This is a genomic window from Acidobacteriota bacterium, from assembly GCA_035529075.1.
In the GTDB taxonomy this organism is placed as follows: domain Bacteria; phylum Zixibacteria; class MSB-5A5; order GN15; family FEB-12; genus DATKXK01.
On the sequence record DATKXK010000016.1, the window covers coordinates 12,684 to 35,817 of the forward strand.

The 23,134-nt window shown below is 59.4% G+C and carries 20 protein-coding genes; 13 read left to right on the plus strand and 7 right to left on the minus strand.

Features of this window, described 5'->3' with window-relative positions:
* Window positions 1–38: 38 nt before the first annotated feature.
* The gene (locus tag VMY05_11040) at window positions 39–2,210 is read left to right on the plus strand and encodes a hypothetical protein (GenBank protein HUV31608.1); all 2,172 of its coding nucleotides are present in this window, start codon (window positions 39–41) and stop codon (window positions 2,208–2,210) included.
* On the opposite strand, the gene VMY05_11045 is transcribed toward VMY05_11040, so the two are convergent.
* Window positions 2,202–2,543: a histidine kinase dimerization/phospho-acceptor domain-containing protein gene (locus VMY05_11045; protein HUV31609.1), complete on the minus strand. Its 342-nt coding sequence runs from the start codon at window positions 2,541–2,543 to the stop codon at window positions 2,202–2,204. The genes VMY05_11040 and VMY05_11045 overlap by 9 nt on opposite strands.
* 186 nt (window positions 2,544–2,729) lie before the next feature.
* On the opposite strand from VMY05_11045, the gene VMY05_11050 reads away from it, so the two are divergent.
* Window positions 2,730–3,869, plus strand: a complete 1,140-nt coding sequence (locus VMY05_11050) for a saccharopine dehydrogenase C-terminal domain-containing protein (protein ID HUV31610.1) — start codon at window positions 2,730–2,732, stop codon at window positions 3,867–3,869.
* 19 nt (window positions 3,870–3,888) lie between these two features.
* Here the strand turns inward: VMY05_11050 and VMY05_11055 are convergent, their stop codons facing one another.
* The 5 genes from VMY05_11055 to VMY05_11075 all read right to left on the minus strand — a co-directional run bounded on the left by VMY05_11055 (window position 3,889) and on the right by VMY05_11075 (window position 8,291).
* Window positions 3,889–4,623, minus strand: coding sequence for a prepilin-type N-terminal cleavage/methylation domain-containing protein (locus tag VMY05_11055; GenBank protein ID HUV31611.1), 735 nt, complete (start codon window positions 4,621–4,623; stop codon window positions 3,889–3,891).
* Window positions 4,623–5,804: a hypothetical protein gene (locus VMY05_11060; GenBank protein HUV31612.1), complete on the minus strand. Its 1,182-nt coding sequence runs from the start codon at window positions 5,802–5,804 to the stop codon at window positions 4,623–4,625. Before VMY05_11060 ends, VMY05_11055 begins: the two co-directional genes overlap by 1 nt.
* Window positions 5,797–7,095 carry a prepilin-type N-terminal cleavage/methylation domain-containing protein gene (locus VMY05_11065; protein ID HUV31613.1) on the minus strand — a complete coding sequence of 433 codons (1,299 nt, stop codon included), beginning with the start codon at window positions 7,093–7,095 and terminating at the stop codon, window positions 5,797–5,799. The genes VMY05_11060 and VMY05_11065 overlap by 8 nt, the downstream gene beginning before the upstream one ends.
* 3 nt (window positions 7,096–7,098) lie before the next feature.
* The gene (locus tag VMY05_11070) at window positions 7,099–7,845 is read right to left on the minus strand and encodes a prepilin-type N-terminal cleavage/methylation domain-containing protein (protein HUV31614.1); all 747 of its coding nucleotides are present in this window, start codon (window positions 7,843–7,845) and stop codon (window positions 7,099–7,101) included.
* Window positions 7,846–7,973: 128 nt separating this feature from the next.
* Entirely contained in the window at window positions 7,974–8,291 is a 318-nt protein-coding gene (locus tag VMY05_11075) for a 2Fe-2S iron-sulfur cluster-binding protein (protein HUV31615.1), read from the minus strand.
* Between the two features lie 360 nt (window positions 8,292–8,651).
* On the opposite strand from VMY05_11075, the gene VMY05_11080 reads away from it, so the two are divergent.
* The 10 genes from VMY05_11080 (at window position 8,652) to VMY05_11125 (ending at window position 18,650) form a co-directional block, all read left to right on the plus strand.
* A complete protein-coding gene (locus VMY05_11080; GenBank protein ID HUV31616.1) occupies window positions 8,652–9,092 on the plus strand; it encodes an Rrf2 family transcriptional regulator in 441 nt (146 codons plus the stop codon).
* A 319-nt stretch (window positions 9,093–9,411) separates the two neighbouring features.
* On the plus strand, window positions 9,412–10,296 hold the full coding sequence (gene pdxS, locus VMY05_11085; GenBank protein HUV31617.1) for a pyridoxal 5'-phosphate synthase lyase subunit PdxS: 885 nt from the start codon (window positions 9,412–9,414) through the stop codon (window positions 10,294–10,296).
* A gap of 208 nt (window positions 10,297–10,504) precedes the next feature.
* Window positions 10,505–11,632, plus strand: coding sequence for a three-Cys-motif partner protein TcmP (locus VMY05_11090; protein ID HUV31618.1), 1,128 nt, complete (start codon window positions 10,505–10,507; stop codon window positions 11,630–11,632).
* Window positions 11,633–11,644: 12 nt separating this feature from the next.
* A complete protein-coding gene (locus VMY05_11095) occupies window positions 11,645–12,364 on the plus strand; it encodes a phage Gp37/Gp68 family protein (protein HUV31619.1) in 720 nt (239 codons plus the stop codon).
* A 75-nt stretch (window positions 12,365–12,439) separates the two neighbouring features.
* Window positions 12,440–13,057, plus strand: a complete 618-nt coding sequence (gene pdxT, locus VMY05_11100) for a pyridoxal 5'-phosphate synthase glutaminase subunit PdxT (GenBank protein HUV31620.1) — start codon at window positions 12,440–12,442, stop codon at window positions 13,055–13,057.
* 78 nt (window positions 13,058–13,135) lie between these two features.
* The gene (ispH, locus tag VMY05_11105) at window positions 13,136–14,068 is read left to right on the plus strand and encodes a 4-hydroxy-3-methylbut-2-enyl diphosphate reductase (GenBank protein ID HUV31621.1); all 933 of its coding nucleotides are present in this window, start codon (window positions 13,136–13,138) and stop codon (window positions 14,066–14,068) included.
* Between the two features lie 340 nt (window positions 14,069–14,408).
* Complete coding sequence (locus tag VMY05_11110; GenBank protein HUV31622.1) at window positions 14,409–15,026, plus strand: O-methyltransferase; 618 nt, start codon at window positions 14,409–14,411, stop codon at window positions 15,024–15,026.
* Between the two features lie 452 nt (window positions 15,027–15,478).
* Window positions 15,479–15,916: an ArsC/Spx/MgsR family protein gene (locus tag VMY05_11115; GenBank protein ID HUV31623.1), complete on the plus strand. Its 438-nt coding sequence runs from the start codon at window positions 15,479–15,481 to the stop codon at window positions 15,914–15,916.
* A gap of 82 nt (window positions 15,917–15,998) precedes the next feature.
* Complete coding sequence (locus VMY05_11120) at window positions 15,999–17,675, plus strand: electron transfer flavoprotein-ubiquinone oxidoreductase (protein HUV31624.1); 1,677 nt, start codon at window positions 15,999–16,001, stop codon at window positions 17,673–17,675.
* Between the two features lie 165 nt (window positions 17,676–17,840).
* On the plus strand, window positions 17,841–18,650 hold the full coding sequence (locus tag VMY05_11125) for a carbon-nitrogen hydrolase family protein (GenBank protein HUV31625.1): 810 nt from the start codon (window positions 17,841–17,843) through the stop codon (window positions 18,648–18,650).
* Between the two features lie 103 nt (window positions 18,651–18,753).
* On the opposite strand, the gene VMY05_11130 is transcribed toward VMY05_11125, so the two are convergent.
* Window positions 18,754–20,610, minus strand: a complete 1,857-nt coding sequence (locus VMY05_11130) for a peptidylprolyl isomerase (GenBank protein ID HUV31626.1) — start codon at window positions 20,608–20,610, stop codon at window positions 18,754–18,756.
* A gap of 207 nt (window positions 20,611–20,817) precedes the next feature.
* On the opposite strand from VMY05_11130, the gene VMY05_11135 reads away from it, so the two are divergent.
* Complete coding sequence (locus VMY05_11135) at window positions 20,818–23,130, plus strand: M23 family metallopeptidase (protein HUV31627.1); 2,313 nt, start codon at window positions 20,818–20,820, stop codon at window positions 23,128–23,130.
* The last annotated feature ends 4 nt before the right edge of the window (window positions 23,131–23,134 follow it).

Sequence of the window (23,134 nt, forward strand, 5' to 3'; positions counted from 1 at the left end):
CCGACCCTGACGATGCATTAGAGGTATAAAGAAGCAACATGTTCGGCCTTACGGATATCTCGGTAGATTTTCTGTCGGCCAGTCCGCTGGCCGTCGGCCTGGCCCTCGTTACTCTTCTGGCCTTGTCCTTCCTTCTGTATTTCCGAACGAATCCGCCATTGCCCGTGTACCTGCGGGTTATTCTCGGTATTGTGCGCGCTGTCGCCGTGCTGGCGCTCATGGGGGCCCTTCTGGAACCGGTGATTCACTTTCGGCGCGAATACGAGCGGAAACCGCGAGTAGCCGTCCTGACGGACCGATCCGGCAGCATGGACCATGAAGAACTCGGCAAGACGCGAATGCTTCGTCTGGACTCGCTGCGATCCACGCCGGGTTTCCGACAGTTACAGGACCGCACCGACGTGCGGACGTGGTATTTCGGGGAGACGGTCGAGGCCTCGGCCGACCGGATCAACCGCGACAAGACGGCGCTGGGTGAAGCCATTCACGAACTGGCCAGCCGTGAACTGGTTGATCCGTCTGACCTGTGGCTGCTCCTGTCTGACGGCAGGTCCAACAGCGGCCGCCGCCCGATGGACGCGGCTCGCGGGCTTACGGTACCCGTGTACGCCGTAAACATGGCCGGTGACGTCGGCAGTTTTGACGTGGGCCTTACTGCGGTCGATTATAACCCGGTCATGTTTGTCGGCCGGAAAACGGAGATCGGCGTCGGCCTCGACTGGCGCGGGGCCGACAACGAGGCTTTGCAGGTACAGGTGCTGGACGATACGAAAGTCCTTGACGAGGCGCAGTATGCCCTGTCCCAGGAGGATGGACTGGGCCTGGTAACACTGGGATACGTTCCCGAACAGCCCGGACAGAAGTTGCTGCGTGTGCGCATACCGGCCCTGGAGACCGAGGAAAGCACGGGCAACAACGAACGCACGATCGCGGTGAAAATCCTGAAAAGTCGTTTAAAGATCCTTCTGGTGACCGGCAGGCCCGACTACGAGGTGGGGTTTTTGCACCGTCACCTGCTGCAATCGGACAGGTACGACGCCGACCTGGCCGTCACCGACCCGTCGGCCGGCAACCTGTCGCGGCGTTTCCCATCCCGCCAGACGGAATTGAACCGCTATGACCTGGTGGTGCTGCACGACCCTGATCCATCGGCGTTCGACGCTCATCAGGGGGTGATCAGATCGTACCTGGCGGAAAAGGGGGGTGCCGTCTGGGTGATCATGGGTGAACAGTACGCGGCGAAAAGCCCCGTCGATTGGTTCAACGAACTGCTGCCGTTTGCCCAGAGTTCGCGGCAGAGACTGCAGCGGCTGGACTTTCACGGAGAACCGGCCGAGGGTCACCTGTTTCACCCGGCGATTCGCCTCGCGGACGATCGCAGCGGCATCCGTGAGGCCTGGGCGGGCGTGCCACCTTTCAAATCACTCGTCCGCTGTGATCGCGTCGACCCGAACAGCGTGGTGCTGGCGCGGGCGGCCGGGGCGGGACTTGACGCCGAGAACCTGCCCATTCTCGGTTACCGGCGGTTCGGTCCCGGTAAGTTGATTGCATCGGCGGCCCTTCCAGTCTGGCACTGGGGGTTTGTCACTCTCGGGTTCGGTGAGGATGACAGTTACTACCGACGGTTCCTGGACGGCGTGATAAGCTGGCTGACGGTGCCGGAGGACTTCGATCCGATACGGATCGCGCCGGAAAAGGAAGTTTTCAACCGGGGCGAGGTAATCCGTTTCGCGGGCTTTGCCTTTGACCAGGGGTTTCGTCCCATTCCCGGTGTGACCGGCACCGTAAGTCTGGTCGGTCCCGGCCCGGCGGATCGGTACAGCGCCGACTTGGTCCAGATCGGAGAAGGCAGGCATGTGGCCGAGTTTACCCGCGTGCCGCCCGGCAAGTATCAGTACGAGGCTGAATTCGACAAGGGGGGACAGTTGCTCAAACGCAAGAACGGCGAGATTCTCGTGGAAGCCTTCTCACTCGAGGAATTCGACCAGCGGGGAGATCCCAACAGCCTGATGACCGTAGCGAGACTCTCGGGGGGTAACTACTATACGTACGGGCAGTTCAACCGGGCTGTGGCGGCCATAGATCCGGGGCCGATCATTGAGAGGGAAGAGGGGGAGGTGACGGTCTGGGGAAAGCTCTGGTTGCTTGCGGTTTTCGTCGGCGCGCTGGCCGTCGAATGGGTCCTGCGGAAGGTTAACCAGCTAATCTGACTTCCCGGCCGCGTTTCCGTAGGTGTCAAGTACGGAACTCAAATCGACTTTCTCATTCAAGGCGATTTTCTCATCGTGAAGCTCATCCACCAGAGCCTTTATGCGCTCTGCGCATTTCATGATCTGCTGTAAGCTCTGCTGATGCCCCGGGCTGATCTTGTCCTCGTCCATGAGTATGTATTCCACGTACCCGATGATGCCGGCCAGGGGATTATTGATGTCATGATTGAGGGTCAGGCAGCGGGCGATGTACGGCTTCAGCACCCGATAGAGCGCGATTTCTTCCTTGAGTTCGTCGCCGAGGTTTGCCTTTGACAGGGACATTTCGGGCATAGAGAACCTGCTTTCTGTGACGTCACGTCGCCGCACGTTGCCTTCACCTGATATCGGCAGAAACGGCCCGGACATTATCGGCCGGTGGCCCCGGCGCTCGGCACCGGATCAGTGAGAATGGCCTTGTTCGTTTTGAATTGGCGCTTATATTAGCGTTCATTGTTTTGAACGGACTTGGAGAAGACGATGAGAATAGCGGTCATTGGAGCGGGGCTGATGGGCAGGGCGGTGGTGTATGACCTGGCCAGGGCCGACGGTGTACAGAGCGTCGGTGTGTTTGACGTCAATGCGGATTTGGCTCGCGAGGTAGCGGAGCAATACGGAGACGGCAAGGCGACGGCCGCCCGGCTCGACGCCGGTGACATTGAAGGGGCAGTGGAGGTCCTGAGGGATTACGCGGCGGCCGTATCCTGCGTGACCTACAAACACAACGTCGATTTGACGCGTGCAGCGGTGCGGGCCGGTTGCCATCTCGTCGATCTCGGCGGCAACAACGACGTCGTTCACAGCCAGTTGGAGATGGACGGCGAGGCGGAGCAGGCAGGTGTCATTGTGATCCCCGATTGCGGTCTCGCGCCCGGAATGGTTTCGGTGATGGTGGCGGACGGAATCGCGAGACTGGACCGGACCGAATCCATCAGAATCAGGGTGGGGGGTCTGCCGCAGTCGCCCCGACCTCCGCTGAACTACCAGATCGTGTTTTCTGCGGAAGGGTTGATCAACGAGTACTGGGAGCCGTGCGTGATCCTGGAGGACGGAAAGAAGAAGACAGTGAATCCGATGACCGGCCTGGAGCTGCTCGAGTTCGACGGTATAGGCAAACTGGAGGCGTTCTTCACTTCGGGAGGCACGTCCACTCTCCCGGACACGTACGAGGGGAAGGTCAGATCTCTGGACTACAAGACTATCCGCTACCCCGGTCACTGCCAGTTGTTCAGACCGATGCTTGAAATCGGCCTGGGTTCGCGGAGGAAGGTCGAGGTTGACGGACAGACGGCGGAACCAAGAGCGGTCTTCAAAGCCGTGCTGGAGCGTACCCTCTCATCCGGCGACCTCGATATGGTCCTGGTGCGGGTGGTCGTCGAAGGGGAAAGAGACGATGCGGCTGCGACCATCGTCTATGAGATTGTCGATCGTCAGGATATGAAAACGGGTCTGACGGCCATGATGCGCACGACGGCTTTTCCGGCGGCGATCATAGCCTGGATGGCGGCGGCCGGTCAGATCACCGCTCGCGGAGTCAAACCACAGGAACTCGTCGTAAAACCGTCTCTCTTTTTCCCCCAGTTGAAGAAACGCAGTATCAAGCTGGTCATCAGAGAGTAGCCGACCTTCGGCCTCTCGTTCACCAAAGGTCGGCGGGGAAGACGACGTCGAGTTTCACGTCGCGGCCCGGACAGACGGTGATGGCCAGGGTGACGGTATCGCTGTCGGGGATATAGATGATGCTCAGGCCGTGGTTCCCCACGGGAACGCCGGTAAACCGGAAGTAACCGTGGGGGTCGGGAACGATCGCAGCCGTTGTCAGGCCCCCGGAACCGTCCGGGTAAATCAATCTGATCAGCAATGAGTCCCTGAAGATTTCGCCGGGCAGGCCCTGGTCGGCATCGGCAAGCGTGCCCTCGACCGTGTTCGCGAGCAGTTCAGTGGTGGAGCCGGTAATGACCCTGTCGATGTCCGCCCCGGAGCCGGTCGACCTGATCAGGGTGCCGGCGAACACGTACTCGCTGCCCCACCCGTCCTTCTTGAAATCATCCCCGGCAATGCCGCGTGACATGTAGGGGCCTTCCCAGGTGGCGTACAGACCGGGGTTCTGCACGAGCGCGTCCAGATTCGGCGGTAAGGCTCCGACGTCGCCGACGTACCCGAAATCGGTCCTGACACCTCCGGTGAAGACGCCCGGATTTCCGACTATAGCGTGGGTCAGCTCGTCCAGTTCCCGTTTCGTGTGTTCGTACCGGGCGGTTTGCACGGACTGGGTCAGTGTCTTTGTGGCGACCACGGCGATGATCCCCAGCACGACGATCATCACCACCATTTCGATCAACGTGAATCCCTTATGGCGAGGCCGTGTACTCATCACTGGCAGTAGTCCGCTGTAAAAGTGATAATCGAACCGTTGGAGAACTCAACGGTAAACTGTTCACCGTTCATGTCAACCCGCGGCCCGCCGCCGGGAAGACTTTGGAACGTCTCGATGCGAATCGGGATGCTGTCTCCCGGCTGGAGTACCTGTGCGCCGGTGAAAGATGCGGTATCTCCCGATCCGAGGGCGGGCGGGCCCGAACGGACGGTCTGAGTGTTCCAGATTACATTCCTGTAATACGCCGTCTGCGTGGTCCAGGTGACCCGAAGGTAACCGACGGCTATGTCTGTGGTCGACGTATTGGTGACCCAAAATCGAAGCCTGGAACAGCCCGGCGGGGACAGGGTATCGGAGCCCGGCACCAGCAGGATGCCGGCGCCGGCGGACCATAAGTCGGCAGCCAGACGGAACTCGGCAGTTGGTGAGGCGCCGGGAGGCACGGAGACAAACCGCCTGAGCGTATCATCGCCGGGTACCCATATGATCCTTACCTCATGGTTGCCGATCGGCACGGAGTCGAACGAAAAGTATCCGCCGGCGTCGGTTGTCTGAGAGCGCGTCACGGTGCCGCCCGAACCGTCAGGCAGCGTGATCCTGACGGTGACGGAATCGCGGTACGTCTGTCCCGGCGGCGTGCCGTCGAGATCGGTAACCGCCCCGCTGATGCAGTTGCGCAGAAGATCGTCGGTGGACACGGCCAGGTGGCGAACAAGGCTGCTTCCCGATCCCGCCGAAGTAATGGTAACGTCGCCGCTGTACTGGTACGGAACGCCCCAGGCGTCTTTCAGGTAGTCGTCGGCTGCCTGGGTAAATCGGGTTTCGATGTAAGGTCCCTTCCAGGTGGTATACCCCCCGGGGTTGCCCAGAAGCGCCTGGAGATTCGGCGGCAGGGCGCCGACGTCGCCGACGTAGCCGAAGTCGAAACGCACGCCGTGGTTGCTAAGTTCGGGATTGCCTACCGAGGCTCGCGCCAGGGCGTCCATCTCCCGCCGCGTTTCCTCCATACGCGCCGTCGCAGTGATACGCCGGCCGCCGCGCATCGCGACCGTGAGCAGAATGCCCACGATTATGATCGCCAGGACAACGTCTATCATCGTGAAGCCGAGTTGGCCGGCCCTGAACGTCATCGTTGAATTGTGCCGTCGCCGCATGATTAACCTGCTGTGCCTATTCATACTCAACCACCAGCCAGACCTGCGTGCAGGCGACAAACGCCGAGGAGTTTACCGACCGCATTCTGATCCCGCACTGGACCTGGCGGACGTCAGCCCACGTCCACGTGTCGCCGGTGGCCGGGTTGCTCGCCCATGTCCAGTTGTAATCGGTATAGAACCGGGCCACGGATGTCTGGTTACCGGCGTAGTCGGCACCGCCGGTGTGTATGACCAGCCGGGCAAAGGCGGACGAAGGGCGGCTTCGTCTCATGCGGGCATACACGGTCAGCCCGGTGATGGTACAGGTGGTGTCGGCCGGATCGTCGACGTTGTACGTATCCGAGAGATATGAATTGCCGATGGTGCGCACGGTTGTGGCATCACCGTCGGTTGTCACGTCGTCGACACACTGCCAGTTGGCGGCGCAGCCGGACCGGAGCAATTCGGTGCTGCTTCCGGAAGTATTGGGCCGCAGCGTGTCGGCTCCGCTTCCGCCGCAGCCCCCTCCGGGGCCGCCTGATGAAAAGTGAGCAGACGCAAAGCGGTACTGCAGCACCGGCTTGTTCCGATGTCGCGGCAGAACGGTCAATGGGCGTGCCAGGGTATCAGCGGCCGGCTGGTAAATCAGTCTTAGCGGGTGCCTGCCGGCCGGAAGGGAATCGAGGATGAATGCTCCGGTGGCATCGGGATGGCATAATTTGGTGATGACACTGCCGGCACCGTCGGGAACGGTCACGACGACGTCCACGGAATCGGCATACTGGCTGCCGGGGACCGAATCGTTGGCATCACGAATGTCACCCCTGACGGTGTTGAGCAGGTAATCACTTTGGGCATCGGCTATCTTTAGAGTGATTACCCGGCTGCCTCCCGTTGAGACAATCGTTATGCCGCCGCCGTAGGTGTAGGGTCGCCCCCACTCGTCGATCCGGAACCCGCTGGTGTCTTCGAGGAGTCCGGGGGGCAGGTAGGGTCCTTTCCACGTTGATAAGCCGCCGGAATTGCGGTAAAGCGCGTCCAGGTCGGCGGGAAAGGCTCCAACGTCGCCGACGTAGCCGAAATCGGCGCGCCGGCCGCTTTGCATGATGGAGGGATCTCCGACGATGGATCGCGCGAGCACGTCCATCTCACGCTCGGTCCTGGCCCGACGGGCGTCCTCAATGGCTACGTTGAGCGACTGCATGGCCACCGAGGCCAGGAGGCCTACGATGATGACTACGGCCAGCAGTTCGATCAGGCTGAAACCCGCGTTGCCGCCGGGCCGGTCATTGGCTGCCGGAGAAACGAAGAGGATGTGTCTGCGCTTGTTCATACCTTACCAGTAGTTGTCGCCGTACGCGAGTTCCGCGAAATAATCCTGGCCCGGGGCAAGGCTGATGTCCCGACGCAGAGTATCTGCGGTCGGCGTAAACACCACGATCAGCGGGTGGATGCCGATCGGCACGGAGTCGAAGGCAACAGAACCGTCCGGGTCCACAGACAGGATACGGGAAGAGAGAGCGCCGGCGCCATCCGGACAAACGAGCACGCATCGGATGGAATCCCGGTATGCGTTCCCCGGCGGGGTGTGATCGAGATCGGTGATTGAACACAGCACGCGGTTAAACAGCAGGTCGTCGACCGAATTGGCGAGCTGCCGGGTCAGGGTGGTGCCGCCGCCGGACGAGATGATCGCCAGGCCGGTGTAGCTGTATGGTTTTCCCCAGGCGTCGGTTTTGAAGTTGTCGGCCGAGCCGCCCAACGTGAAATCGCGTTGGATGTACGGGCCGTTCCACGTGGTGTAACTGCCCGGGTTGGACGCCAGTGCGTCCAGGTCAGGGGGGAGCGCGCCCACGTCCCCGACGTACCCGTAATCGGTCCGTGCCCCGTTGGATAACAACTCCGGATTGCCGACGACGGCGTCGGCCAGCCCACTGAGGCTCTTCCTGGTCTGCTCCATGCGTGCCGTGTCGGTGACCGTACCGAGCGACTTCAGGGCTATCGTGACCATCACGGCGATGATTATCAGAGCCGCAATAAGTTCGATGAGCGAATAGCCGTTGTCTTTCTGAAGAGCGGGCATACCTCTGCCTCTACCCGGACGGGTCCGTTTACCATTGTATCGGCAGATCCGGAGGTATCTTCGGCGGGCCGGTGGTTACCGCCGGCCAAGGTCGCCGTTTTGCAGCCTGCAGGGCCTGAGAGCCGGGTTCACGGGGCGTTTTCGGCCGGCTGGTCGTGTTTGGGGGGTATTCTGACAACCAGATCCTGAGTGACGCGGCACTGGCAGGCCAGGCGGGAGGTCTCGGTCAGATTCTCTGCCTCGTCGAGCATGTCTTCCTCGTCCTCTGACGGCGGATCAAGCGTCTCGTAGCCTTTTTCGACGATGATATGGCAGGTGGCGCAAGCGCAGTTGCCCCCGCAATTGTGGTCTATTCGTACGTTGTTATCCAGCGCCGCGTCAAGAACGGTGGTGCCGCTCTCGACCTCAACTTCGGCCCCGGTCGGAAGGAACAACATCTTCGGCATCGGTCGCGCCCCTCGGCAGATCATCGAAAACGGGGAGTAAGGTAACCCGGCGCCGGCGTGGAAATCAAGTCATTTTGCCTGTCTGACGGTACGTTACGGTGGAACAAGATTGTGGCCGTTTGGTTCGGTTTTTCCGGCTGACGGTCAGGTGGAGAGAAAACAGGAGTAATTTTATCGGATTGCTGGTCTGCCGGCATATCGGGAGGGGCAATGTCAGAAAAAGCGGTCGGCGGGAGAGATTTTTGTGGACTATTGGCATCTTTATTGGTATTATCCGTTGTCATAGTGGAAGACCGGGTGGATATTTCCATTTTCGCCCATGGATCAACCACAAGGAGATGAGGATACGAGGGAAGTACAATGCAGTTGTCACGAAAAGCCGACTACGCCCTGAGAGCCATTCGCTATCTTTCCAACCAACCCAAGGGGAAGTTGGGATCGATTAACGCGGTAGCTCAGGCTGAAAAAGTCCCGCGCGAGTTTCTTGCCAAAATCCTCAAGGACCTGACCCGTAGTGGCGTCCTGTTGTCATTTCAGGGAGTGACAGGCGGTTACCGGCTGGCCCGTATGCCCAAAGAGATTTCGTTTCTGGACGTGATCGAAGCCATTGAAGGTCCCCTGCACATCAACATCTGCACGGAAGAAGGATCCAACTGCGGGTGTGACCGGGCCGAGGATTGCAACATGCGGGAGTTCTGGGTCACGCAGGAGCAGATGTTCAAGCGGGCGTTGAGCAAACAACACTTCGGCAGGTACCGACTCAGACAGAAACCCGCCCGGAAATCAGGTCGGAGAGGGTAGCCGGCCCGGCCGGAATTCGATCAGAGACTCCACCAGTTCAGTCAGACGGTCCGGAGCGCGGCGGCTTGGCGTCGTGTTTCGGCGAGTCGTGGGTATGTGCCGGACCGGGTCGGGGTCAGGCCCGTGCGCGGGGTTGTATAATTACTCCCGTGCTGTTATATTGCGGCTGGATGGAAGTCCCACGGCGCATCGTGCGCGCAAGGCTGTGAGCCGGGCGAGGCCGTAAGCCCTTTCACGGGGTGGCCGACTGGTTTCCGGCGGCAGTGCCGCTTGCGGCGAACGCGCTCGAGACATGGGACGGGTCACAAGGAGCAGGTAGATGACAGATTTCCAGGACGAAAAGTACCGGGTGAAGGTCGGGCTGGCCGAAATGCTCAAGGGAGGTGTCATCATGGATGTCACGTCTTCCGAGCAGGCGGAGATTGCCGCCCAGGCCGGCGCCGCTGCGGTGATGGCGCTCGAACGCGTACCGGCGGATATCCGGGCCGAGGGCGGTGTCGCGCGCATGGCCGACCTGGAAGTGATCGAGAAGATCAAGCGTGCGGTGACAATCCCGGTGATGGCCAAATGCCGGATCGGTCACTTTATCGAAGCGCGCGCGCTCGAAGTGTTGGAGATAGACTTTATCGATGAATCCGAAGTTCTCACGCCGGCTGACAACAAGTACCACATCGACAAATGGCCGTTCCGGGTACCGTTTGTTTGCGGCTGCCGCAACCTCGGAGAGGCGCTCAGGCGTTTAGCCGAAGGTGCCGCCATGATCCGCACCAAGGGCGAGGCCGGCACGGGGGATGTGTCGCACGCAGTGAAGCATCTGCGCGAAATCAACTCCGCCATGAAGGCGCTGACCGTGATGTCCAACGAAGAGCTCTACGGCGCGGCCAAAGAGCACCGGGTTCCGCTTGATCTGATACGGGTGGTGGCCAAGACCGGCAAGCTGCCGGTGCCGAATTTCGCCGCCGGCGGGATCGCGACTCCGGCCGATGCCGCGCTGTGCATGCACCTGGGAGCCGAGGCGGTGTTTGTCGGGTCGGGGATTTTCAAATCATCCAATCCCGAGAAGAGGGCCAGGGCCATTGTCAGTGCCACCGCCCACTGGGAGAACTACGAGATCATTGCTCAAAGCTCGCACGGACTGGGCGAACCGATGAAAGGGATCGCCGCTGATTCAATCCCGGAAGGGCAGCAGTTGCAGACGCGGTGACAAACAGTCTGCATAACGATCAGTTGACGACAGGCCGGAGACGGCCTGTCTTTTTTGTTTGAGTGCTTCGCTCGCAAACTCCGCTACTTCGCCTGAGCAGACGCGTAACGGAAGTAGGGGTCATCATTGGGTACGTGTTATAATGTGTTGTCAGGCAGACAAGCGTTGATTATAGTGTAGTATAGAATTGCGGGCATAGGGGGTCGTATTGGCTGAATCGGCAAGATACTGGCGGAAACCGCGGCCGCCCCATTCACGGGTAAAAAGCGAGATTGTCACGGCTTACTTCGTTGCATGGGCTGGCGTACTTAACCAGAGTAGCGAAAAGCTTGTCTATTTGGACCTATATGCTGGTCGGGGGCAGTACTGGACCGGCGAAATCTCCACGCCCCTAATGGTTCTTCGCCGTGCCGCGGAACTCCCGTTCTTAAGAGATAAGCTGTTGGCCATATTCAACGATGTCAAGCCGCTGAATTGCAGTCATCTCCGAAAACTGATTGATGACGAGAATTTCAATGTTAAGTTTAGAAATGCGCCCATTGTACTTCAGCGTGAGGTTGACGAGCCGCTGGCTCGGGTCTTGGGGACTAAGAAAAAGCCCCCTACGTTCTGTTTTATTGATCCATATGGTTACAAAGGTGTGTCGATGCAGTTAATAGAGTCAGTGGTTAAGGACTTTGCTTGCGAATGCTTGGTGTTTTTCCATACAAGTGGCATAAATCGCAACATGGACAGACCTGATTGCAGGCCAGACTTTGTGAGATTATTCGGGGAGGCGCGGTACAAGCGGCTATTGGGTCAATCTGCCGCCAGAGCACGTGATCGCGAACACTGCATCCTTGATGCCTTTGCAGAGACAGCCAGAGAAGCTGGGGCTCGATATGTGCTGCCGATGCAATTCAACTTCAAGAGGACTAGGCGAATTAGTCATCACTTGGTTTTTCTCACTAAGCACCCACTAGGTTTCAGCATCATGAAGTATGTGATGGCAAAGCACTCTAGCAAAACTGACGAGGGCATCCCTTGGTACGGTGGCAGGGTTTCCTATGTCTATATCGAGGGTTACGAGGGTTGTGCGAAGCAACTGAGCTTTGGCATAGACGGCCCCATGGCAGAGCTCAAGGACTTGCTACGGAAAGAGTTTGGCGGCAGGTGGCTGAGGGTCAGAGATGTGATAGACAGCTGTGATAAGAAGCAGTATCTTTATACGTCACAGAATATCAAGTCTGCGTTGAGCGAACTCGAGAAGGACGGGCGACTCCACGTTCGCGTGCCGCCTGCGCGCCGTCGGCGAAAAGGCACATTCGCAGATGAGCTATGGATCAGAATATCTTGAGATCACAGCGCAGTGAAGAAGTCAGCGATTGAGTGGACCCATTCGACCTGGAACCCGGTCACCGGCTGTAGCGCGGTAAGCGCCGGGTGCCAGCACTGTTATGCGGCGCGAATGGCCAGGCGGCTGCAAGCCATGGGAGTGCATAAATACCGGGACGGGTTCAAGGTGACGCTCCACCCCGATGTACTCGAGGTGCCGCTGGGCTGGAAGAAGCCGCAGGTGATATTCGTCAACTCGATGAGCGACCTGTTCCACGAACAAATCCCCTTTGAATTCCAGGCCCGGACGTTCGACGTGATGGCGCGGGCTTCGCAGCACATATTCCAGGTGCTGACCAAGCGTTCCCGACAGCTTGTCCGGCTCCACGCGCGGCTGCCGTGGCCTTCAAACGTCTGGATGGGCGTTACGGTCGAGCATGAGCGGTATCAGTATCGTATTGACGACCTTCGGAAGACACCGGCGGCGATCAAGTATCTTTCACTCGAACCGCTGCTTGGGCCTCTTGTGCGACTTGATCTTACCGGCATCGACTGGGTGATTGTGGGCGGTGAATCCGGCCCGGGAGCCAGACCCATGGAGAAAGAATGGGTTCTCGATATCCAGCACCAGTGTCGGGAACAGGGGGCCGCTTTCTTCTTCAAGCAGTGGGGCGGTGTGAACCGGCGCCGTACCGGGCGTCGGCTTAACGGCCGGACCTACGACGAGATGCCGTTGGCTCGGTCACTATTCTGACCGCTCAGAACTTTCATCCATGCCGTACTGTAACTATATTCCGGCACCGGCCGTGCGTGGGCGTGTTTAACTAAGATGATGGAAAGATTCGATCAACTACAGGTGGGCGTACTGGCTCTACAGGGGGATTACGGCCTTCACCTGCGGCAGCTCCAGGGGTTGGGAGCGCCCGGCCGGTTGGTCAGGCTCCCGGCTGACCTCGAGGGGCTTGACGCGCTGATACTTCCCGGCGGCGAGTCCACTACAATGGAGGTGCTGATCGACCGGTTCGGCCTGCGGCAACCGCTTACGGCTTTCGCGCGTACGCGGCCGATTTACGGTACCTGCGCGGGCATGATCCTGCTGGCCGGGGGCATCGAAGACAACCGGGCCGGAATCAAGCCGCTGGGGCTGATCGATATCGATGTAGTCCGCAACGGGTACGGCCGGCAGGTGTTCTCTTTTGAAGAAACGTTGAGCATGGCCCTGAGTGACGGTCCCGAACCGGTCCGGGCGGCGTTTATTCGAGCGCCGAAAGTTACGCGCACCGGGCCCTCGGTGCAGACCCTGTCGGTGTATCGCGACTCGCCCGTGCTGGTGCGGAGCAGCAACATACTGGCGGCGTCATTTCACGCCGAACTGGACGGCAGCGCCAACCTGCTGCGGTATTTTCTCACGAAGTTCCTGTCGGATACCGGCCGTCCGGACGTATAGCTTAGGCAGTAACATGGTCGACCATGCGGGTCGACCGCGTGATACTCCGGGTATCACAAATCGAGACCGGAAGGCAAGATGATAAAAAAGATCATACTGGCTCGCAGTTACGGGTTTTGCATGGGCGTGAAGCGGGCCATAACCGTTGCCGAGGATACGGCGCGTGACGCGGACGGGCGCGTCACGATCCTGAACGAGATCGTGCACAACGAAGCGGTCGTGGAGCGGTTTCGCGATGAGGGCGTTGGTCAGGTGTTCTGTGTAGACGACGTGGAAGACGGCACGCTGATAATATCGGCGCACGGCGCCGCACCGGCGGTGATCGGTCAGGCCCGGGGAAGCGGATTGACAGTCGTCGACGCCACCTGCCCGCTGGTCTCCCGGATCTACGATATTATCAAGCAAGTGGTGGCCAACGGGTACTATATCATCCACTTCGGGGATCCCAACCACGATGAAACCAAGGGGGTAGTAGGGCACGCCCCGGACCGGATTGTGGTGCTGTCTGACGCCGGACAATTGGACTCGATGCCCGCGTGGCCCGACCGGAAGCTGGCGCTGACCATTCAATCGACCTCGAACATGGATGAGGCCATGGAATTCCAGAGGCTGGCCAGACGGAAGTGGCCGCAGCTTGAAGTCTTTGACACGATCTGCAATGCCACCCACCAGCGGCAGTCGGCGATTGTCGATCTGGCGCCAAACGTGGACATGATTTTCGTCGTAGGTTCGAGGACATCGGCCAACTCCAAGCGGCTGGCCTCAATCGCCGGCGCCCTGTGCGGCCGGGGAATCCTCATCGGGTCGGCCGAGGAAATCGACCGGGAATGGTTTACGGCCGATGAAAGCGTGGAAACGATCGGTATTTCGGCGGGGGCATCGACACCGGATTTCCTTGTCAGGGAGGTCATTGATAAGCTGGTCTGGCTTTCAGGCGGCAGTGCCGAGGTGGTGCGACAGGAGCGCCGCAGAGGGCGGGCGGAAGCACGCCCGACCGGGGATGAAGACTGATCGATTGAGATATCGGCGGGCCGTAACGACAGTCTGCAGGTCCGTCGGGCAGTCCGGCCTGAGGCCAGAATTGTGTTGAGTTTCCCGCCGAATGTGTTATCTTAGCAATGTCGGTCTTGTCCGGTTCCAGGAACCGGTTCAGGAGACGGGCATTGTTCTTCAGGGGATTTCGACCCGCCACTTCATTGTCTGATCCCGGAGGCCCAGCCGAAGTGTTGCATGGAAGATGACAGCGGTTGAGTTCCGGCGACAGTGCGATGGTGGAAAACGGCCCCGCAAATGAGACAGTAGTCGCGACGCTTGGCGTCGCTGCTCGGTGAGCAGCTGGGAGTCGGCAGGCATGTTTGATAGAATCCACGCATACCTATCCGAGATAACGCCGGAGCGCCCGCCGGTGTTGCGCGAGATGGAGCAGCGGGCGGCCGAGGACGGGTTTCCGATTGTCGGCCCGCTGGTCGGGCGTTTCCTGTACCAGATGGTATTGGTGATCAAGGCGCGTCGCATACTGGAACTGGGCTCCGGTTTTGGGTATTCGGCCTGCTGGTTCTCGCTGGCCGCCAGGAGCAAGGGAGAGATCACGTTGACCGATCTGGACGCGGCAAACAAGCGGCTGGCTTTCAGCTATTTCAAGCAGGCCGGCCTTCAGAGCCATTTCGATTTCAGGGTCGGCAACGCGCTCAACATCGCCAGACGTCTCAGCGGGCAGTATGATATTTTGTTGAACGACATTAACAAAGAGGACTATCCGAAAACGCTGGATCTGGCCGCTCGGCTTTTGCGCCGCGGAGGGCTGTTCATAACGGACAATATGATCTGGTCGGGACGCGTGTTAGCTGCGAACCCGGACAAGGCCAGCCGGGCCATTGTCGAGTTCACGCGAAGCCTGTATCAGGACGGCCGGTTCTTTACGACTGTTTTGCCCATCAGGGATGGTCTGGGCGTGGCGGTCCGGCTCTGAAGACAGCAGGAACTTTTCCGAACTGAGCGCGTAGGCATTATGGAAGCAGAGACTGTTAAGATGCCGCCGGCTTTTTCCGATATATTATTCGGGGGACGTTCCTGGCAAAGTCGCTCTCGAAGAGGTGGTCTCCGGCGACAGCGTACAGGATGGCGGCACCTTCCGGGAGGTTAGACCCTAAATAGTGACCGGGGCTCGGTTCGAGCCCGTCCGGCAATCACTTGGACTCGGTCGGATCTCCGGAACTTTGAGCGCAGTTTTATGTTGACAATTTGAGTGCTCAGACGTTTATATGTTGGCTCACGATACTAGCTGTGAAGACTCGATCTAGTGCGTGTTCCAAGCGTGATGTTCCCGTGGGCGGGAATAATCATCGATATCACCTTAATACCTGGTAATTCTCTGCGTTCGCGTTCAGCGGCGCGGATCTTGGTCTGTCAGCAGGAGGTTGTATGGCTCCTAAGCGAGCGCAGTTCCTCACCTATGGGGATGACGAGCGGTGCCATGACGCCCGCAAGTTCATAGAAGACGCCGGCGTCATGTTGGACGTTCGTGATATTGCGGAAAATCCTTTGTCAGTGTACGAGTTAGACGGTCTGCTTGGTTACTGGGATATATCGCATTTTCTGAATCGTATGTCCGAGGCGTACAGCAAGTACGGTCTGGACAAGAAACTCCCGGGCAGGGATGAGCTTCTCGATCTGATCGCGAAAGACCATACGTTGCTTCGGAGACCCATTGTCAGGAGCGGTCGCCTGATGACGGTGGGGTACGACCGGAGAAAGATATCCGAAATGTTCCGGATTAACCAGAATGGTGACCGGAATGTCGATGTGCCGCGGCGCCGCAATCGCAACGCGCGCGTTGAACAGTTCAGTACCGCTAAATAACCACCTTACACGTCCCTGAGGACTTTGCAATTCCGCCGGGGTTACCTATATTTGCGGTTAAAGCAACCGGGAGGTAACTGGCATGGATGTGGAACGCGAAGTTCTCGAGACCGATATCCTTATCGTCGGAGCCGGACCGGCGGGACTGTCGACGGCCTACAGGCTGGCCCAGTTGGTAGCCGCTGACGACAGCATTGAAACGCCGGAAATCATGGTGGTGGAGAAAGGCTCCTACGTTGGAGCGCATTCGCTGTCCGGGGCCGTGATGGATCCCCGCGGGCTGGCGGAGCTCATACCCGACTTCAAAGAGAGAGGCGCTCCCCTTGAGGCGGAAGTAAGCGGCGATGCCTTCTATCTCCTGACGGAAAAACGCGGTTTCAAATCACCCTTCCTGCCTCCAGCCCTGAAGAACACGGGCAAGTACGTTATATCCTTGAACAAGCTGACCGGTTGGATGGCCCAGCAGGTTGAAGAACTGGGCATCGACATTTTCACCGGTCTCTCGGCCTATGATCTCCTGGTGGAGGACGGCCGCGTTACCGGCGTGCAGACGGCGGACCTGGGCCTTGACAAGGACGGTACGCCGAAGTCGAACTTCGAACCCGGCTCGCTGATCAAGGCGAAAGTGACCGTGCTCTGTGAGGGAGTGCGCGGGTCTCTGGCCAGGTATGCGTGCGAGAAGATCCCGGAGTTGACGGCAGATTCGCTGCCGCAATCGTATCTGACCGGGGTCAAGGAAGTCTGGGAGGTGCCGCCCGGACGTATCAAGGCGGGCCGGGTAATCCACACCATCGGCTGGCCGCAGCCCGGCCATGAGTACGGCGGCGGATGGGTGTACGGGATGTCGGACACTATGGTGTCCGTCGGATATGCCGTGGCCCTGGATTCTCCCGATTCGACCAACGATCCGCATATGAAGTTCCAGCGTTACAAAACGCACCCGTTATTGCGCGGAATTCTCGGTGGCGGCCGGATGCTGCACTACGGGGCCAAGACGGTACCTGTTGCCGGGTACTATTCAATCCCCAGGGTTTACCACGATGGTCTTCTGCTGTGCGGTGATTCGGCGGGGATGCTCGACGCAAGTAAGCTCAAGGGCGTGCATATCGCCATCAAGGCCGGCATCATGGCGGCCGAGACGCTCCTTGACGCCGTCAGGGCAAAGGACTTTTCGTCGGCGACTCTCAAGACGTATGCCGAACGGTTCGAAGGGAGCTGGGCAAGGAAGGAACTGTTCCGCAGCAGGAATTTCCATGCCGGGTTCAAGGGCGGCCTGTGGGCCGGCATGTTCCACACCGGGATGCAGATGTTCAGCGGCGGCCGTGGGCTGTTCAATCGACGCGTCAACCGGCACGACTACGAGCACATGCTCAAAATCGGCATGTACGGGAGACGGTTCGGGCGGGAGCCGCAGAAAACGCAAGTGAAGTTTGACAACGCCTACCTGTTCGATAAAGTAACCGACGTGTACAAGTCGGGCACCAAGCACGAGGAGCACCAGCCCTCGCACCTGGTCATTTCCGATCCGGATATATGCAGTGACCGTTGCAGCGAGGAGTACGGCAACCCGTGCCAGCACTTCTGCCCCTCACAGGTCTACGAGATGGTGGACGACGAGGCTCGGGAGGGCAGGCTGAAGCTGCAACTGACTCCCTCCAACTGCGTGCACTGCAAGACGTGCGATATCGCCGATCCGTATCAGGTTATTCGATGGGTTACGCCGCAGGGAGGCGAGGGACCCAACTACACCAACTGCTGATCCGGTTCCGAGTGTTCTGCCGTGGCTGCGGCTATGGCGTCACCGGCCCGGGCCCCGGGGGGCGGTCCCGGAATGCGCTTCGGGACGGCGCCCCGTTTTTCCGAACAGTTTCGCGCCGGCTACGTATCAAGTGACAGGACTCTCTATCCATCAGGATGACGGTGTATGCTGGTAAAGATCGTGGCGGCACAGGCCCGTATGGGTCAATCTCTCACACTTGAAGAGAAGATCTACATTTTCAAGCAGCGCCCGGACTTCGTGTGCCTGCCCGAATACTATCTGCTTGACGAGAGCGTGAGGGACTACCACCGGGCGGCCCTGCGCAAAACCGAGTTCCTGCAGGATATGGAAACGCTGTCCGACCAATTGTCGACCTGCCTGGTCGGCGGTACGGTGGTCGAAGCAGAAGATGATCGACTGTACAACAGTTGTTTCGTTTTCAACCGCGGTCTGGTGATCGGCCGTTACCGCAAGCGGTTCCCGGTGCCGGGAGAGGTAAGGAAGGGAATCGCCGCCGGATCCGAGAAGCTGGTGGTGGATGTCGAGGGGGTGAGAATCGGCGTGCTGATCTGCGGCGACGTTTTTAACCCCGCGCTGTATTCGGAACTGGGCCGGGAAAACGTCGACCTTGTTTTTGTTCCCACGACGTCGCCCTTTCGTCCGGCCGATTCTCGGTCCAGGAAAGTGTTCCGGGATTGGAAGTACTTTGTCTGTGGCGCCGTGTCGGCCGGGGCTTATGTTGTCAAGGTGTGCGGTGTCGGGGCCATCTTCGAGACGCCGTTGCAGGGGCGCTCGCTGATCGCCGCGCCGTGGGGAATAATCACCGGCACTGACTTCGCGGCCGAGACGGAAAGACGTATCCTGAGCGTGACGCTCGATCTCGCCGAGCTGCGTGAGTTTCGTACCAAGCTCCGGGCGCGGCAGGAGCGAAAGGCCATATCATCGAGGGTTCCGCCGAGCGGTCCGGACGGCTGAGGGCCAGGCCGGACGCGGGGTTGGAAGGGCGGCACGGGCCGGCGCGGCGCTACGAAAAACTCCCGCCGGAGCGGGAGTCTGAGCGCGTTCGTACGTTCGGAGGCTACTGGGCAGCGGTCCCGGCCAGTTGGCGCTGGCGTTCCACGTTGTTCTCGATTTCAGCGTTGTTAACGAGGTCGTTAAACCAGCGGCCGTAAAGCGCCTGCTGTTTCGACTGAAGGAGCTCCGTGAAAATGGAGTCCCGTATTTCGTTAAAGACGCTCAGGTCGGCCGGGGTTCGTTCGATCAGAGAGAAAACCACCGTGCCGCTGCCATGGTCAACGGGAGGGGAAATCTGCCCGGGAGCGGTCAGGGAGAAGGCGGCCCCGATGGCCTTGGGATCACGTCCCAGGCCAGTGACGAAGTCGTTCCGCGCGAACGGCTCCGGTGTGTCTACCTCCTCATCGTGTCTTCTTGCCGCCTGTTCAAAATCGGTTCCCTGCTGGAGGTCGGCGTAGATTACTGCGGCTGAATCGTGGCTGAGCCCGGCGATGGTCATGCGGCTCAGATCCTGGCGCACTCGGATCTTGACTTCATCGTACTCGCCGGGGCCCTTGGGAATCCTGCGCGCGGCTCGTAAGACGAAATACGCCGCTTCGTTCTCAAAGATGTCTGAGACGGCGCCTGCCTCACTCTCGAACGCGAACCCGTTTGCCTCGGGGGACATGCCGATGTGCTGAATCGAGCGGTTTCGGTAGAAGGGGCTGGTCGTGAGCACCTTCACGCTGGTATCGCGGGCGGCTTCGTCAAATCCGGAGGCCGTGGCCACGCTTTGGAAATCGGCTACCTGCCGGTAAGCGGCATCCAGGGTTGACTGGGACGGTTTGGTCTCGATCAGGATATGCGAGACGTGGGCCGACGTGACCTTCTCCGGCTCAGTCTTGCCGGGAAGAATCTTATTGTCCTGTCGATACCCGTGGTGCAGGACGACGTGCCATCCAAACCGCGTGGCGAACGGTTCGGACAGGTCACCGTCCTGCAGGCTGAAGGCGACGGAATCGAAGGCGCCTACCATCCGGCCCGGTTCAAACCAGCCGAGGTCGCCGCCGTTGGGGGCGGAACCGGCATCCTCCGAGTACCTTCTCGCCAGCTCGGCGAAGTCAGCGCCGGCCATGACGGAGTCGTAGAACTCCTGAGCCCGGCCGTGTGAGATCTCCCAGTCGGCCGCAGTCGGCCGTTTCTCCGCCATGACGATGTCCAGCACGGCGCGTTCGTCCAGGACATAGTCCTGCTTGTGTTCCTCGTAGTAGGCCAGCAGGGCTTCGTCGGTCAGGGTGGGTGCGGGTTGTGTAAATCGGACGTAGCTGACGTTGATCATCCTGATTTTGATCTTTTCCTCGGTGTCCAGGAAAGCCTGCCTGATTTCGTTTTCGGTGATGTTGGCAGCCTCGATAATGCGTTGCTGCATCTTCAGTTTTCTCAGATCAAGGCGCACCTGCGGTTCCATGGACGACCAGAACGGCGCCCACTGCGGATCGGCCATGGCGTTGACGTATTTCTGGTAGTCGAACTGGTCCTCGGTGAGAAAGCGCGGATACTGACGCAGATACGGCGGCGGAGAAAGGCGCAGAAACAGGTACACGTCGTCCTCGGTGACGGCAATGTTGTATTTAGCTGCTTCCTGTAGCAGCAGGCGATCCTGCAGTACCTGCTGCCAGGCTGATTTCTCGAGCTCAATGATCTTTTCTTCGGACAGTTCGTCCTCGGTTTCCCGGCTGGCTTCCTGGTACAGGTTGCTGTAGACGGACTGGAAGGCGTCCCAGGTTACTTTCTCGCCGTTGATAAGACCGGCGTACCTGGCGGTCTGGAATTGCCGCTGGCCGGTGATGTCGAGCCCCCACTGGAGAACGATCATGGCGACAAAGAACACGAGTACGATAATGATAATAGGCAGGATCATCTTGCGAAGGGCATCAAACATTCGTCATCGCTCCTGACATGTGCTTTCGAGGCTGTGTGTCATCATGACTCAACTGTTGTTTCGGTCTTCAGATAGCTGTCAAATATAACAAAAAGCCCGTGCCAGGCAATACCCGTTGCTACCGAATTTGCGCAAAAAAGCCTGTTTTTCGGACATAAACCAGCATAACTTCGGTACAATGTTTGTGCCGACACCGGCGGTGTTTCTATGAGAAAGATATCGACCTTTTCCGCCTCATTGTTAGTGTTTGTAATGTACTGCATGGCAACCGGTTATGCCCAGCAATCGGCGTGGCCGCTCAGGCAGAAGGCCGATCTGTCGTCGGGTTTCGGCGATTTTCGGGAGGGCCGTTTCCATGCCGGTGTTGACATCCGCACGAGCGGCCGTATCGGGCGACGATTCTTTTCACCGCTTGACGGTTACGTCTGGCGCGTCAAAACGTCGTATACCGGTTACGGCAAGGGCCTGTACATCATGGGGGACGACGGCCATATCTATGTCTTCGGCCATCTGAGCACGTTCGCCAAAGCGATCGACCGCCCGGTAAAGCTGGCCCAGGTCGCTGCTGAACGGTACTACGTGGACCTGTATTTCCCGGAGGATTCCATTCGCGTGGCGAAAGGTCAGGAGCTGGGCTTGACCGGACAGACCGGGGTTGGAGCGCCGCACCTGCATTTCGAGAAGCGGACCGGCGACAATTACCCGCTCAACCCGCTGGTTCACGGGCACGACGTTCAGGACAAGCTGCGCCCGGTGCTGTCGCGAATCGGCTTTGCCATGGCTGATCAGGAGTCGCTGTTTTCCGACGGCAGTCGGAGGGTCATAGTCGACGTGCGGCCGGCTGACAACCCGGGAGAGTACCGCCTCGACTCGGTCCTGTACTTCAATCGGCCTTTCGGACTGCTGGTCGACGGTTTTGACCTGATGCGTGACGGCGGCATGCGCCAGGCGATCTATCGGCTGACGGCCTACGTCGACGATAACCCTGTTTTCGAGGCCGTGTTCGACACGCTCGACTTCGAAACGGGCACTTCCGTCGGTCTCGAGTATGACTACGCGCTGGCGATTCAGGATGAAGCATCGGTACGGCGGCTATACCGTCGGCCGGGGAACGAATTTGTGCGCAGCCGGGGACTGAACGGGTATGACGGGGTGGTGGGGCTGGACCCGGCGTTCCGGTTCGGTCGACATCGCGGACGAATCACGGCCGAGGATTGTTGCGGCAACACGAGCGAATTGTCGTTCGAGTTTGTCTGGGGGCCGGCTTCCGACCTGTTCACGCTCGATACGATGAGATCGGACAGCACGCACCGGTGGGACTTCTACTTCACCCCCGTGGACGGTTATAAGGATCTTCAGATCGATTCCCTTTTTGTTCTATTGAATGCCGGTGACAGCTGGACGTCCACGCCGAGCGTCAGGATCGTGCCGCTTGAGGACGACCGCTTGCTTCTGGAGGCGACGGCCATGTTTATTGTCCCGGCGACTCTCCGCCTGAACGCCGTCTCGCGTTACGGCTGCGTCATTGCCGACGAACCGTTCAACGGCATCATCAAGAAAGTGGGCAAGGAGGCTGAGATGGATTACTCCATTGTCGAGGACGGCCTGATCGTTACGGTGACGTCGAATTCCGGCCGGTCAAGCGAGGCGCACCTGGCTTTCTACTACCGGGACAGCCTGCTGGGCCGTGAGTTCCCGACACGGTTCTTCACGATGAGAAAGCACTGCTTCTTCGTGCCCCCGAGGCCGGAGTACCGAATGGTAGACCGGATCGACCTTGTCTGGTCAAACGACACGACGTGGCGACCTGTGCTGTCGGTCGACGTGTGGCTGGCCGCGGTCGGTTTCGACGAACAGCAGACGGTGACGTTCGATTCCGTGCTCAGCGTGTATATTGGCCGGAAAAACGTTTTCACTCCCCAGTACATCGGGCTGACCAGTCAAGCGATCTGGTTGAAAAGCCGTTACCGAACGAATTCCGATCTCTACGCCGTTTTTCCCCCTGCGTTCCCCACGCGGGAAGATTTCGAGGTCCGGTGCAATCTCTCACGGACGGGGCCGGAAGGCGATTTCAGCGGGCTGTGCTGGCTGGATGAGGAGGAGAACCGCTGGGTATGGCTGGAAGACAGCAGGATCGAGGACAGCGCCGTCCTGGCATCCTCACTCGGTGGCGGGACGTTTGCGGTCCTGTACGACGTCAAACCGCCCAGCATCGAAATTCTCAACCTGATCGAAGGAAGAACGGTGGAATCGCAGTATCCGACGATCGAGTTTCTGCTGGTTGACAGCCTCTCGGGCATCGCCGACGACCGGAGTATCGACATCCGTATCGACGGCGACTGGATGATACCCGAATATGACCCCGAGGCGGAGTTGTGCAGAACGCAGCCCGTAAAGCCGCTGGCGGAAGGGGAACATCGACTCGCGATCTCCGTGGTCGACCGGGCCGGCCACAGGTCGGAAGCAGGTCTGATGTTTCGCGTCAGAGTGCCGAAGAACCGCTCGCAGTCGTCCGAATAGGGGA

What these genes read in the sequence shown, in the direction of transcription:
- VMY05_11040 (HUV31608.1), top strand. Translation starts at nt 39, where the DNA reads ATGTTCGGCCTTACGGATATCTCGGTAGATTTTCTGTCGGCCAGTCCG.
- VMY05_11045 (HUV31609.1), bottom strand. Translation starts at nt 2,543, where the DNA reads ATGCCCGAAATGTCCCTGTCAAAGGCAAACCTCGGCGACGAACTCAAG.
- VMY05_11050 (HUV31610.1), top strand. Translation starts at nt 2,730, where the DNA reads ATGAGAATAGCGGTCATTGGAGCGGGGCTGATGGGCAGGGCGGTGGTG.
- VMY05_11055 (HUV31611.1), bottom strand. Translation starts at nt 4,623, where the DNA reads ATGAGTACACGGCCTCGCCATAAGGGATTCACGTTGATCGAAATGGTG.
- VMY05_11060 (HUV31612.1), bottom strand. Translation starts at nt 5,804, where the DNA reads ATGAATAGGCACAGCAGGTTAATCATGCGGCGACGGCACAATTCAACG.
- VMY05_11065 (HUV31613.1), bottom strand. Translation starts at nt 7,095, where the DNA reads ATGAACAAGCGCAGACACATCCTCTTCGTTTCTCCGGCAGCCAATGAC.
- VMY05_11070 (HUV31614.1), bottom strand. Translation starts at nt 7,845, where the DNA reads ATGCCCGCTCTTCAGAAAGACAACGGCTATTCGCTCATCGAACTTATT.
- VMY05_11075 (HUV31615.1), bottom strand. Translation starts at nt 8,291, where the DNA reads ATGCCGAAGATGTTGTTCCTTCCGACCGGGGCCGAAGTTGAGGTCGAG.
- VMY05_11080 (HUV31616.1), top strand. Translation starts at nt 8,652, where the DNA reads ATGCAGTTGTCACGAAAAGCCGACTACGCCCTGAGAGCCATTCGCTAT.
- pdxS (HUV31617.1), top strand. Translation starts at nt 9,412, where the DNA reads ATGACAGATTTCCAGGACGAAAAGTACCGGGTGAAGGTCGGGCTGGCC.
- pdxT (HUV31620.1), top strand. Translation starts at nt 12,440, where the DNA reads ATGATGGAAAGATTCGATCAACTACAGGTGGGCGTACTGGCTCTACAG.
- ispH (HUV31621.1), top strand. Translation starts at nt 13,136, where the DNA reads ATGATAAAAAAGATCATACTGGCTCGCAGTTACGGGTTTTGCATGGGC.
- VMY05_11110 (HUV31622.1), top strand. Translation starts at nt 14,409, where the DNA reads ATGTTTGATAGAATCCACGCATACCTATCCGAGATAACGCCGGAGCGC.
- VMY05_11115 (HUV31623.1), top strand. Translation starts at nt 15,479, where the DNA reads ATGGCTCCTAAGCGAGCGCAGTTCCTCACCTATGGGGATGACGAGCGG.
- VMY05_11120 (HUV31624.1), top strand. Translation starts at nt 15,999, where the DNA reads ATGGATGTGGAACGCGAAGTTCTCGAGACCGATATCCTTATCGTCGGA.
- VMY05_11125 (HUV31625.1), top strand. Translation starts at nt 17,841, where the DNA reads ATGCTGGTAAAGATCGTGGCGGCACAGGCCCGTATGGGTCAATCTCTC.
- VMY05_11130 (HUV31626.1), bottom strand. Translation starts at nt 20,610, where the DNA reads ATGTTTGATGCCCTTCGCAAGATGATCCTGCCTATTATCATTATCGTA.
- VMY05_11135 (HUV31627.1), top strand. Translation starts at nt 20,818, where the DNA reads ATGAGAAAGATATCGACCTTTTCCGCCTCATTGTTAGTGTTTGTAATG.